Consider the following 12,113-nt stretch of genomic DNA (forward strand, 5'->3'; position numbering starts at 1 on the left):
ATGGTAGTGTGGGGCCTCCCCATGTGAGAGTAGGACATCATCAAGCTTTAAATTAAGAACCCCGGTCTCTATGACCGGGGTTTTTTCGTTGGGGAAAGAAAATGGGGCCGGAAAAGCTGAGCCAACGAAGCTGTAGTGTTATGAATATCTCTGGGCCCGCTATTTCTAATCTATAGGGGCCACTTCAATAGTGCAGGTATCAGACAGGCGAGCTCAGTCTTCACCAGTAAATTCTTCCCGTCGAATACCGTAGCGAGCCATTTTTTGATTCAGTGTACGTCTGGGTAAATCCAGTATTTCCAGTACGGCTTTGATATTGCCATTATGCCGCGCCAGGCTACGGCGAATTACTTCAGCTTCGAATGCTGCTACCTGTACCGCTAATGGTTGTGAAGGATCTGTTTTCAGCTCTGATGCCTGCATCGGTTGTTCATCCGGAAACAAAATACTGGCCACGGATAACCTCAGATCCAGCGCATAACGCATGGCCACATTTTTCAGCTCACGTATATTGCCTGGCCAGGGATAGCGCTGCAGATTGCGAACCTCTTGTTCTGGTAAAGGACGAGCTTCCCTGCCATGATCTGCAGCGGTCTGGTGAATATAGTGCTCAAACAGCAGAGGAATATCTTCCTGTCGATCTCTTAACGGGGGAATATGCAGCTGGGTTACATTCAGGCGATAGAAGAGGTCCTGACGAAAGTTATCATCATTTTTCAGGTTACTTTTAGACGCAGCAATTATCCTGAGGTCGACCGGGATCGGCTTATTCCCTCCCAGGCGCTCAATTAATCCTTCCTGCAGAGCACGCAGCAGACGTATCTGCAGATTAAGCGGCATACTTTCAATTTCATCCAGAAACAGAGTGCCGCCACTGGCGTATTCAAATTTACCCACCCGGCGTTTACTGGCTCCGGTAAAAGCACCTGCTTCATGACCAAACAGTTCACTCTCAATCAGAGATTCCGGAATAGCTCCGCAATTAATCGGCACAAACTTTTCTTTGCTCCGGCTGCTGTATTCATGCAGGCACTGTGCAGCCACTTCTTTTCCGACGCCGGTTTCACCATAAATAATGACATTGGTATTCAGGTTTGCCAGTGTCAGTAGCTCCTGTTTCAGGTGCTGAGCCGGAGCGGAAATCCCCAAAAGGCGCTTGTCGATTCCGGTAGAATCCGACAGGTGTTGCTGTAAACGCAGGTTCTCCAACATCAGGCGGCGTTTGTCGCATGCCCGTTGCAGAGTTTCTACCAGACGTTCAGGGTTAAACGGTTTTTCAATAAAATCATAGGCCCCTTTGCGCATCGCATTCAGCGCCATATCCACATCACCATGCCCGGTAACCAGTACCACAGGCAGCTCCGGAATCTGCTGTAATAACTGATCCATCAGTGTCAGGCCATCCATATCTGGCATGCGTACATCTGTGACTACAATGCCTGTGAACTCAGGGCAGATATGTTGTAGGGCATTTCGGGCACTGTCGCAGACAATTACATCAAAACCAGACATTTGTAGCCATTTCTCAGTAGATTGGCGTACCAGGGCTTCATCATCCACCAACAACACAGTTCCCCTGCTATGATGGGTGTTTTGCTGAGATGTGGAACGAGGCTGTGACTGAGTCATACAGGTAAAAGCTCCTGAGTTCTTGAAAAGTATACGCAGTATAAAGGATCAGTGAGGGCAGGTCCGGGGCAGAGTGACCGTAAAGCTTGCTCCTGTCTTCTCTCCTTCCAATGTTGCCCTGTTTTCAGCCTGAATACTGCCCCCCAGGTCTTGCAGAATAGAACGCACAATGGCCAGACCTAAGCCCAGTCCATGACCGATGGTCTTTGAGGTTACAAATGGATCAAACAGCTGAGGTAATAATTCAGGCGCGATGCCAGGGCCATTATCCAGTACTATTAGCTGAACCTTGTCAGAGCTGGCGGTTACTGTTAGCGATACTTCAGGTTCCTGAGTAGCCTCATCTGAGTGACTGGATACGGTTGATAGCGCATCCAGAGCATTTCTGATCAGGTTCACCAGCACCTGTTCAAGTCTTGCGCTGTCTCCCTGAATGTACAGGGTTTCCTCCGGCTGACTAACCTGCATGTGAATGTTGTCATCAATCAGTCTTTGTCTGAATAGCAGCAGAGCCTGGTCAATCGCCATCGGTAGTGGCACTGGCTGACTTTGTTGTGGCTTCTTATAAGCAAAGGTTTTCAGCTGGGTTGTTATCTGTGCCATGCGCTGAGTCAGGTCATCGATTACATCCAGGCTATCAGCCAGCATATCTGGCTGCCGTAAAATCTGTCGGCATATAGCGACATAGTTGCGAATAGCGGTCAGGGGCTGATTCAGCTCATGCACGACGGCAGATGACATTCTGCCCAATGCTACCAGCTTTTCAGCCTGCACCAGCTCTTCCTGTGCCGTTTCCAGGGCTCTGGTTCGTTCCTGTACTTTATATTCAAGGAATTCATTGGCTTTTTCTAGAGAGCTATTCGCTTCCGCCAGAGAGAGGTTCGCCTGATACAGCTCCAGTTCCAGCTTCTTCCGTCGGGAAATATCGATCACGGTCACCAGATACAAGCGTTCCTGGCTGTATTGCATCCGGCGAATTGAAATCATAATTGGAAATTCTGAGCCATCAGCACGCAATCCGGATGACTCATAACCAATTAAAGGTGAAAACCCTTTATGCTCCAGGCGGCTGAGCACCCGGTGAACCGGAGTGATTTCGTTTGCAGCCAGTAAACCTGTCACCTCTTTATCCATAATCAAAGGCACAGAAATACCAAATTGCTGCAATGCCATTTCATTAGCAAAAGTGACCCTTGCCTGAGGGTTAACCAGTAACAATCCTACCTGAGCATTATTAATAATCGCTTTTTTCTGAGATTCACTACGTGCCAGTGCCAGACGGGTTTCATGTTGGGAGCGTAGCTTTAACCGCCGTTCACGCAGTAACAATGCCGCTAGTCCTAAGGCCAGAAAGCCTCCGACAGAGAACAGAAAGGCATTACGTACGTTACGTTTTACCACCTGAGTACTCTGTAATACCGTAACTCGCCAGGTAATATCATCCAGTACTACAGATCGCTCCAGCCATTGTTCCTTTCCCTGTTTCCAGAGTTGAGCAAAAATACCATCAGACAGAGAAATACTACTCTGTTGCATCTGCTGTTGCAGAGGCTGAAAACGCTTAAAGGGCCCTGTGCTGAAAAAAACATTTCCTGCTTCATCGCTGAGTACCAGGGTATCTGGTGATCGTATCTGACGCATCATCTGGTCGGTCTCAATACGCACCACTGCTGCACCGATAAAGCGCTTACCATCGTAAATGGGGGATGACAGGAAGTAAGCCGGATTCTGATGGCCGGAATTCAGACTGAACTGTCGTCCCCGGTGTCCGTCTCTGGCCTGTTGGTAATAAGCCTGATTATTGTGACTTCGAAGGAAGAAATCCTGCTCTTCACGCCAGTGGCTGTATGCCAGTGGCTGGCCATCCGCATTCAGTACAAAAGCTGCTGATGAGCCTGCTACTAAGTTGATTTGCTCCAGATACAGACTGACCTCATCCCGGATATCAAAAAATGGCATGGCCAGCAGGTCTCTGGCATCCTTATTCTGCGAAATAAGAAAAGGCAGATAACGGTATTCACTCATCGCTTCACGTATCTGAGTAATCACCTGCAGGAGCTCATCTGAACCTTGTTGATGGAGATTCTGCAAAGTCCAGGTCCGGGCAAAGGTAATGGTCTGCCAGGTAATCACTAGTGACAATATCAGATAAATTACAATAGCCAGTATTCTTGGAGCAATTGTCGCTGTTTTCTTATGAGCAGAAGAGTCTGATGAACGGACGTCAGGATAAGAGGTTAAGGACATAATTCACTCAATGGATTCAACCGTAATTGACACAGATATGTCCCAGGTAATTAAATTATTCGGATACATCTGCTCTGTATTCTGCTCAGGTTCTCAGGATTGATTCATCGGTAAAAAATCGGCTGATTGAACCCTTTTGATAATGCTCGGACTAATGAAGGTATAAATCCGGCCTGGATGTATCGTAACTTATCCAGATGTTATCTGGGATCAATAAATATTCTCGAAGAACAGAGTTTCGATAGGGTGCCAGTTCGGGCCCACACTTCGCTTACCTGGAGATTTTAGATAGCGGCTTTTCATAGTGATGCGTAGCAGGGGGATTTTAATCAGGGTAAACAGTTAAAACAGAGCGGACGGTATCGGGATATTTATCAGCAGCATGAGGTGTTACTTGTCCCTGATCATAGCCACTCTGATTAAGGCCTTAATTTGGAGCTTTAACGCTCTTGCAAGATGGTTTTAATTTCTATTTCACCTTCCAGTGTGCGATGAACAGGGCAACGGTCTGCAATTTCTAGCAGACGACGACGCTCTTCGTCGGACAAGTCTCCGATCAGGGTAATCTGGCGTTCAAAACGATCAATCCTGCCAGCTGCTTTAGCATCCGGAGTGCAGCTTTCACAATCTTCGGCATGCACTTTGTTATGGATTACATCCACCTGTACATGCTCCAGCTTCAGCTTTTTACGTCGGGCGTACATACGAATTGTCATAGAGGTACAGGCACCCAGCCCGGCAGATACCAGCTGATATGGCGTAGCACCCAGATAATGACCGCCATAACCGGCAGGTTCATCTGCTACCAGATGGTGGCCATCCGCACTGATATCCTGAGTAAAGCTGTCCGGGTCTGCTTCACTGACCCGAACCATGCCTTCTGGCGCATTCATCAGCTTAGGCAGTAAACTGACATCAATATAGCGCTGCACCCAGGCAGAAATCATCTCTGCGGCATATTCAGCATCTTCCGCGCGGGTCAGCAGATGATCCGCTGAATCCAGAGTAATAAAGCTCTTGGGATGTTTCGCCATTTGGAACAAACTGGCAGCATTGTCCAGAGCGACTGTTTCATCCAGTGGAGCATGCAGCACCAGCAGGGCTTTTTTCAGATTAGCCACTTTATCTTTCAGCGATGAAGCTGAAATATCATCAATAAACTGACGTTTAATGGTGAAGCGGCGTCCGGCCAGCTGAACTTCCGCTTCTCCCTGTTGACAGATCTCCGTTACCTTATGAGAAAAGTTATGCAGCACATGCTCGGGATCTGCCGGAGAGCCGATCGTTACTACTGCTTTGGCTTCTTCGACCTGCCCGGCGGCGGCAAGCATAGCGGCTCCGCCAAGAGAATGACCAATCAGTAACTGAGGAGCTTCATGATACTGCCTCAGATAATCCACCGCCTGTAGCAGGTCCTGCACATTGGAGCTGAAACCGGTATTGGCAAACTCACCTCCGGAGTGCCCAAGACCGGTAAAATCAAACCGGAGTACCGCGATGCCCAGTGACGCCAGCCGCTGAGCAATCCGGCGTGCTGCCGGAATATCTTTTGAGCAGGTAAAGCAGTGGGCAAACAGAGCATAAGCCGCCGGTTTTCCAGTCGGTAAATCCAGTCTTGCGGCTAACGTTGCGCCATCGTGGCCAGTAAATTCCAGACGTTCTGTTTTCATCTATCCCTCCAGTCATCCTGGTATCTTCAGGTTCAGATATTCTCACTGAGCATCTATGCTCAGTAAGCAATATGTCTACAGCATAGAGTGTCTGATATCTGTATCATTATTTTTTAATTTACGATAAAAAAAGCGAAACAGATGCACTGATTCTCTCTGATACTGGCCGTTTCTGAATCGCTGAACCGGTTGTATTCACATGCTGGGCCTGCTCCTGACGCCGGACAACTGCGGAACTGAATCTCTCTGTGCTCATCACCGGCTACACCGGAGTCGGGGACTGTAAAAGCCTGCTCACTGAAAAAACAGTTTTTACGTTTATGGCGGGGGCGAACCGGGCTGTTACATTGCCAGAGCATAGAACCCTGCCATCGGGCAGAAAGCTGTTCCGTAGCAGAACCTTCCAGTGCCACCAGCACAGATCTGGTAATTGTTTTTTGCTGTCGACAGAAGCTAAAAAGAACGGAGTCAGTGTGAGGGGGGGCAGGAAGCGGGGCAGTCAATGCAGAAGAATGGCTATATTCAGGCACAAAAAAAGCCTGCTAACGTATTAGCAGGCTTTTTAAATTCTGGCGGAGAAGGAGGGATTCGAACCCTCGATACCTTTCGGTATACACACTTTCCAGGCGTGCGCCTTCGACCACTCGGCCACCTCTCCACAATATGCTTGTCTTAGCTGGCTGTGCCTCAACAAGATGGCGCGTATTCTATATATACTTTTTGCTACGTGCAACCCCTTTTTTAAACTTTATTTGATTTTTTTTAACTCCGACAAAGGGTTAGCCGTTATTTACTGAAAGAATGCGCTCTCTAGCCTTCGAAGGCCACATAATCTCCGCTATATCGTACTGCCAGCGTCTCTCCCTGCCATATTTCGGCAATAATAGGCAGTTTACCCCGTCCTTTTTCACGTACCCGGTTTACCAGTAGTTCCGGTCCGGAAGATTCCGGGCTATAGCAGCGGACAATAAAGTCTGTTGTTACAGGAGCAAAAAAATCGATAGTGCCGCTTTTAACAACAGCACTGCGCTCCAGATCATGATCGATCAGTATCAGAGTTGTCAGCGCCCAACCCGCCAGAGTGCAGAAAGCACTGATAGAACCGCCAAAGCCTGTGCCCTTATCATTCAGATTAGGAGCAAGATCAATATGAAACTCCACCACATTCTGTTCAAAACAGATCCGGTTCAGTCCCATATGATTCACCAGAGGGATATGGCCTTTAATATGCTGTAAAAACTGATCGGTTCTTTGCTGATCCACGGAAAAAGATCTCCTTCAAGAAAAAATCGACTCTGTAATGTCAATGATCCGCAAGCTGACACAGAGATAAACCAGACTGCAGCTGCTGAAATCCAGAGCTACAGTCCGTTATTGCTGCGTTGATAGATATCTGCCTGTCACAGGCACACTGTTTTCAATCCTGGTAAAACAGAATAAGTCTTATGTTGCAGCAGCTATTATTAACGATGTTGCAGGTAATCAGCTCCAGCGCTGAACAAAATCATCGCTATTATGTTCTGGTACGGGTTTGGTTCGTCCTTCAATCTCTCCCAGATAAATAAAACCTGTGATCACATCGTCGCCACTCAGTCCCAGTCCTTCTGCTACAGTGGATTCAAATGCGACATCACCTGTGCGCCACATGGCTCCCAGACCTTTAGCATGAGCTGCCAGCAGAATATTCTGAGCTGCAGTACCTGCTGAAATTACCTGTTCAATCACCGGTACTTTGGGATGATCAGAGACCACTTTTGCAATTACAGCAATCACCACAGGTGCTCTTAATGGCATATTGCGGCGCTTGCGCTGTGCCGCTTCATCGGCATCCGGTTGCTCTGACAGAAGCGAATCACAGAATAATTGTCCGAGTTTGTCACGGCCTTCTCCGGTAAACTCAACAAACTGCCAGGGACGCAGGTTTCCATGATCAGGGGCACGTAGCGCCGCCTGATACAGAAACTCCATGATTTCCGGATCAGGCACTTCTCCGCCCAGTTTGGGATGAGAATTTCTCTGCAGTAACAAATCTTCTGTTTTCATTACAATCTCCAGACAAGCCCTGAATAGTCGATAACTAACAGACAGGGTAGAATTAAGCTAACTGATTCTGATATAAGGAATTGTGACATGGATTCACTTTCAATGGCACAACTGGCCATCATCCAGGTAATTGTTGTTCTGGCTGGTGCTGTGTTTTTTCTCTTGCTGTATACCCGTTATCTGAAAAAGCAGATTACGCAGCTGAAACAGGGTATTGATCCAACCGCAGGCAAAAAATCCGGTTCAGGCTCTATGCCGAATACTGCCGATGTTTCCAGCCTGGATACCAGTCGTATTACTGGTGAAATCGGTGAGTTGCGCAAGATGCTGGATGAAAAATTATTGCTGACAGCCAATATGCGTAAGCTGACGGAGGCGCTGGAGCTGCAACCGGATTCACCTGATGTACTGGCCCAGCAGAAGAGTACACTGCATCATCTGGAAGAATACATTAACCACAGCCGCAAAGAAGCCGGGGCTGTTGAAGAGCGCGTTGACCAGTATAAAGAGCAGCTGAAAAAGGCGAAACGTATCATTGAACAGGCTAAAAGCAAGTAGTTGTTTGCACCTGAGCGGAGCTGATATGTACTAATGCAGCTGATACCCCGGATACTGTCCTTAGTTTCATTTCTGAAGCAGCACGCCCGGTCTGATAAGAGACTGGACGTGATGTTGCTCGGAATATATTCCTTTCGGAACAGGTTCAAGGCAAGATCATACTGTTAAGATTGACCTGCTTACTGAGCCTGCTCCAGATATTTCTTCAGACGGTCTTTATTCATCATAAAACTGCTCTGAAAAAGCAGCAGAATCCTCAACTTTCTTATCCAGATTAACCGGGGCTACCTGCTACCATTAAGTCGGCCATCGCGATCTCAATCTGGCTGTCGAGGTTTATTATTCCAGTGATTTGGCTTCATCCCACCAGGCATCCATTTGTGCCAGATCGACATCGTCAAATGTCAGTGCTCTTTCTGACAGTTTTTGTTCGATATAACGAAAGCGCTGTTCAAACTTACGGTTTGTGCCTCTCAGAGCTGTTTCCGGATCCTGTTTCAGAAAACGTGTCAGATTGGTGCTGGCAAACAGCAAATCGCCATATTCTTTGCGAGCAGCCACCATATCCTGCTCATTTACTGCTTCTTGTACTTCATCCAGTTCTTCCCGGATTTTATCCAGTACGCCCTGAATATCCGGCCAGTCAAACCCGACGCGGGACGCTCTTTTTTGTAGCTTGGCTGCCCGACTGAGTGCAGGTAAGGTAACCGGCACATCCGCCAGAATCGAAGGATTCTCATCGGTAATACCTTTCTCTGCTTTTTCCTGAGCTTTAATGGCTTCCCAGTTTTGCTTAACGCTCTGCTGATCCGTTTTTGCCCGTGCAATATCCGTCTCCGCAACCGTGTTCAGAGCAGCACCGCTTTGCCCAGGTTCAGAAATGGTTAAGTCAGTGTTTGTCTCTGTCTCAGAGGGCACTGTATTATTCTCAGGGGCCGTTTCATACAGGTGGCCATTTTCAAATACATGAGGATGGCGACGTACCATTTTTTCTGTCAGACCATGAACCACATCTTCCAGCTTAAACCAGCCTTTTTCATCTGCCATCTGAGCGTAATAGATTACCTGAAACAGCAGATCACCCAGTTCATCCTTCAAGTGAGACCAGTCTTCACGCTCAATGGTATCTGCCACTTCATAAGCTTCTTCCAGGGTATAGGGTACGATAGTGGCAAAGGTCTGTTCCTTGTCCCACGGACATCCGGTCTCCGGGTCACGTAAACGGGCCATCAGGTATGTAAGATCCTGAACAGAATAGTGCTGGCTCATGAAAGCTCCTGATCGATATGCAAATACTGGTAAAAAAAACAGCAGCAAGAAAAGCATATATCCTGAGTCATTGCCAATTCTCTACCGCTTTATATCTTTACGAATGATGACTTTTTCAGAGAAGTACTTGTTATAACGGATTGTTAAAAAAGACATCAATATGGCAGGAATTGTTTGTGAGTGAGATTTTAAACACTTGTGATTCTTTTGTGAGGATTTAATTCCGGTACCGGGCGACAGTTAACACATCAACAAAGAGAGCACGGGGCACGGCCTGGTGCTGATCTGAATTTTTACTCTGTCCCGAAGGAATGCTCCCATGAATCACTTTTTCCGTCCGGCTACGCTACTTCGCTCAACCCTGCTGGGAACTGCCATCCTGGGTGCCAGTCTGCAGGCTGGTGCAGCCGATCTGACAGTCAGTATCACAAACCTGACCCGCGGTGTTTATTTTACTCCGGTACTGGCAGGTGCCCATAATCCGGCCAATGCATTGTTCAGCGCCGGAGAAGCAGCCAGCGCGAATCTGCAGGCGATGGCTGAAGGCGGTGATATTGCTGGTCTGAGTGCGGATCTGTCTGCTGCTGGTGCGGTCGTCGTTGAAAATCCGGCTGGTGGTATGCTTCAGCCTGGTATGAGTACATCATTTTCTCTGAACACCGATGCCAATGCGGCTAATACTCATCTGTCTCTGGTCGCTATGATGCTGCCGACGAATGATGGTTTTGTTGCCCTGAATAATATGGCAATTCCAGCTACGCCAGGCACATACACCTACGACCTGAATGCATACGATGCGGGCACAGAAGCCAATGATGAAATCCGTGGCGGTGGCGCACCGGGTACACCGGGTTTTCCGGCTCCGGGCCCTATTGACACCTCTGCTGGCAATAATGGTACAGGTGTAGCCAGCAATGCTGAAGGTTATGTGCATATTCACCGTAATGTACTGGGTGATACCGATGCATCTGGTGGCGTCAGCGATATCGATTCTGTCGTACATCGCTGGTTAAACCCTGTGGCCCGTGTAGTGATCACTGTAAACTGAGGCCAGCATCATGACTAAATCATTCCGATTAAATACTCTGACCCGCAGCCTGGCCCTGATATCTGCCGCCGGGCTACTGGCAGCCTGTAACGGTAGCAGTCATTCTGATAGTTCTGCAGACACAACTGATCGTATGTATCAGGTTGCTATTACTAATCTGACAGCAGGACAACCACTGTCTCCGGTAGCGCTTGTAGGCCATAACAGTGATTATCATGCCTTTACTGTTGGGCAAGCTTCATCGGTTGCTCTGGAGCAACTGGCAGAAGGTGGTGATAACAGTGCCCTGATCAGTGAAGCAGGTTCTCATGCCGGTGTTTATGGTACTGCGACAGCATCCGCTCCATTGGCGCCGGGTGGCACGGAGACGCTGACCCTGTCGGTGACAGCAGCAAACAGTGAAGACCTGAAACTGACGGCCGTCACGATGCTGGTTAATACTAACGATGCGATCACCGGGCTGAATGGCATTGATTTATCTTCTCTGGCTAATGGTGAAAGCCTGAGTATGAACACCATCGGCTATGACACCGGAACAGAGGCTAATAGTGAAACAGCGGCTTCGATCCCTGGACCTGCCGCTGGTGGTGAAGGCTTTAATGCTGACCGGGATGACATCAGAGATATGGTACTGATGCACTCTGGCGTGGTGACTGCTGATGGTGGTCTGGTTGACTCAGCTCTGCATGAAATGCATCGCTGGGATAATCCAATTACCCGTATGACGATCACCCGAATTCAGTAAACCGTGTATCCTGTGTTCAGAAGAAGGCCTCGGGTTAAGTTCAGGTTCTCAGTGTATTGATTGGTGCAGATCTGCCACTGAAAACTACTTAGCGACCGGGGCTTTCTTCTGACCTGCTATTTTCTGAGCTGTTTGATAATCAGCCTTCTGTTTTGTCTGTTTCTCCGGGTTTATAGTCTGTCATTCAAGAGCCATTTTATATTGATAATAAAAAATTATTAAAATAAGAAAAAATCATAATTTTTAACCTTTTTAAATCAGATCTAAGCTTGCGGTTATTCCATAGTGCAGAACCGCGGAGATCGTGATGTCTAATCCTTATCCAAGAACCTTTTCTCATATCGGTATTTCAGTACCGGATCTGGAAGCTGCTGTTAAGTTTTATACCGAAGTACTGGGCTGGTATCTGATCATGCCACCAACCGGGATTACAGAAGATGATTCAGCCATAGGTGAAATGTGTACGGATGTCTTTGGTGCAGGCTGGGAGCGCTTTCGTATCGCGCACTTGTCGACAGGGGACAGGGTTGGCGTTGAACTGTTTGAATTTAAAAATCAGGAAAACCCGGAAAATAATTTTGAGTACTGGAAAACCGGTGTTTTCCATTTTTGCGTTCAGGACCCGAATGTTGAAGAGCTGGCAGATAAGATTGTTGCTGCTGGTGGTAAAAAGCGTATGCCTGCACCACGCTATTATTACCCCGGAGAGAAGCCATATCGCATGATTTATATGGAAGATCCATTTGGCAATATTCTGGAAATTTACAGTCACAGCTATGAGCTGCATTACGCCAGCGGGGCTTATTGTTCTCAGGTTAATGTGCGCTGAAGGTAAATAGATTTGATAAGAAATAATCGCCTGCCAGATTTTACTCTGGCAGGAGACGCTAAAAGTCCGATCTGT

11 protein-coding genes and 1 tRNA gene are annotated in these 12,113 nt (G+C 47.7%); 4 read left to right on the top strand and 8 right to left on the bottom strand.

Annotation, left to right across the window (positions count from 1 at the left end; genetic code table 11):
* Positions 1-213: 213 nt before the first annotated feature.
* The 7 genes from H4O21_RS10795 to H4O21_RS10825 form a co-directional block, all read right to left on the bottom strand.
* Positions 214-1,629, bottom strand: a complete 1,416-nt coding sequence (locus H4O21_RS10795; RefSeq protein WP_182808885.1) for a sigma-54-dependent transcriptional regulator — start codon at positions 1,627-1,629, stop codon at positions 214-216.
* Between the two features lie 48 nt (positions 1,630-1,677).
* The gene (locus H4O21_RS10800; protein ID WP_182808886.1) at positions 1,678-3,876 is read right to left on the bottom strand and encodes a sensor histidine kinase; all 2,199 of its coding nucleotides are present in this window, start codon (positions 3,874-3,876) and stop codon (positions 1,678-1,680) included.
* 440 nt (positions 3,877-4,316) lie between these two features.
* Positions 4,317-5,546 carry a bifunctional alpha/beta hydrolase/OsmC family protein gene (locus H4O21_RS10805; protein ID WP_182808887.1) on the bottom strand — a complete coding sequence of 410 codons (1,230 nt, stop codon included), beginning with the start codon at positions 5,544-5,546 and terminating at the stop codon, positions 4,317-4,319.
* 113 nt (positions 5,547-5,659) lie between these two features.
* Positions 5,660-6,076, bottom strand: a complete 417-nt coding sequence (locus H4O21_RS10810; protein WP_182808888.1) for a hypothetical protein — start codon at positions 6,074-6,076, stop codon at positions 5,660-5,662.
* A gap of 40 nt (positions 6,077-6,116) precedes the next feature.
* Positions 6,117-6,204, bottom strand: a tRNA-Ser gene (locus tag H4O21_RS10815).
* 152 nt (positions 6,205-6,356) lie between these two features.
* Positions 6,357-6,809 (bottom strand): YiiD C-terminal domain-containing protein, encoded by a 453-nt coding sequence (locus tag H4O21_RS10820; protein WP_182808889.1) that lies wholly within the window; start codon positions 6,807-6,809, stop codon positions 6,357-6,359.
* A 219-nt stretch (positions 6,810-7,028) separates the two neighbouring features.
* Positions 7,029-7,589, bottom strand: coding sequence for a nitroreductase family protein (locus H4O21_RS10825; RefSeq protein WP_182808890.1), 561 nt, complete (start codon positions 7,587-7,589; stop codon positions 7,029-7,031).
* Positions 7,590-7,676: 87 nt separating this feature from the next.
* On the opposite strand from H4O21_RS10825, the gene H4O21_RS10830 reads away from it, so the two are divergent.
* On the top strand, positions 7,677-8,147 hold the full coding sequence (locus tag H4O21_RS10830) for a hypothetical protein (protein WP_182808891.1): 471 nt from the start codon (positions 7,677-7,679) through the stop codon (positions 8,145-8,147).
* Between the two features lie 339 nt (positions 8,148-8,486).
* Here H4O21_RS10830 and mazG read toward each other — a convergent pair whose 3' ends face one another.
* Positions 8,487-9,416, bottom strand: coding sequence for a nucleoside triphosphate pyrophosphohydrolase (mazG, locus tag H4O21_RS10835; protein WP_182808892.1), 930 nt, complete (start codon positions 9,414-9,416; stop codon positions 8,487-8,489).
* Positions 9,417-9,735: 319 nt separating this feature from the next.
* On the opposite strand from mazG, the gene H4O21_RS10840 reads away from it, so the two are divergent.
* The 3 genes from H4O21_RS10840 to H4O21_RS10850 all read left to right on the top strand — a co-directional run bounded on the left by H4O21_RS10840 (position 9,736) and on the right by H4O21_RS10850 (position 12,038).
* Complete coding sequence (locus tag H4O21_RS10840; RefSeq protein WP_182808893.1) at positions 9,736-10,464, top strand: spondin domain-containing protein; 729 nt, start codon at positions 9,736-9,738, stop codon at positions 10,462-10,464.
* A gap of 10 nt (positions 10,465-10,474) precedes the next feature.
* Positions 10,475-11,209: a spondin domain-containing protein gene (locus H4O21_RS10845; protein WP_182808894.1), complete on the top strand. Its 735-nt coding sequence runs from the start codon at positions 10,475-10,477 to the stop codon at positions 11,207-11,209.
* 307 nt (positions 11,210-11,516) lie between these two features.
* On the top strand, positions 11,517-12,038 hold the full coding sequence (locus H4O21_RS10850) for a lactoylglutathione lyase family protein (protein ID WP_182808895.1): 522 nt from the start codon (positions 11,517-11,519) through the stop codon (positions 12,036-12,038).
* Positions 12,039-12,113: the final 75 nt, after the last annotated feature.

The organism is Oceanospirillum sediminis (assembly GCF_014164585.1).
Classification (GTDB): domain Bacteria; phylum Pseudomonadota; class Gammaproteobacteria; order Pseudomonadales; family Halomonadaceae; genus Oceanospirillum; species Oceanospirillum sediminis.

Excerpts from the sequence above, each read along its gene's own strand:
- H4O21_RS10850 (WP_182808895.1), top strand. The coding sequence starts at position 11,517 with ATGTCTAATCCTTATCCAAGAACCTTTTCTCATATCGGTATTTCAGTA.
- H4O21_RS10800 (WP_182808886.1), bottom strand. The coding sequence starts at position 3,876 with ATGTCCTTAACCTCTTATCCTGACGTCCGTTCATCAGACTCTTCTGCT.
- H4O21_RS10825 (WP_182808890.1), bottom strand. The coding sequence starts at position 7,589 with ATGAAAACAGAAGATTTGTTACTGCAGAGAAATTCTCATCCCAAACTG.
- H4O21_RS10795 (WP_182808885.1), bottom strand. The coding sequence starts at position 1,629 with ATGACTCAGTCACAGCCTCGTTCCACATCTCAGCAAAACACCCATCAT.
- mazG (WP_182808892.1), bottom strand. The coding sequence starts at position 9,416 with ATGAGCCAGCACTATTCTGTTCAGGATCTTACATACCTGATGGCCCGT.
- H4O21_RS10845 (WP_182808894.1), top strand. The coding sequence starts at position 10,475 with ATGACTAAATCATTCCGATTAAATACTCTGACCCGCAGCCTGGCCCTG.
- H4O21_RS10830 (WP_182808891.1), top strand. The coding sequence starts at position 7,677 with ATGGATTCACTTTCAATGGCACAACTGGCCATCATCCAGGTAATTGTT.
- H4O21_RS10805 (WP_182808887.1), bottom strand. The coding sequence starts at position 5,546 with ATGAAAACAGAACGTCTGGAATTTACTGGCCACGATGGCGCAACGTTA.
- H4O21_RS10840 (WP_182808893.1), top strand. The coding sequence starts at position 9,736 with ATGAATCACTTTTTCCGTCCGGCTACGCTACTTCGCTCAACCCTGCTG.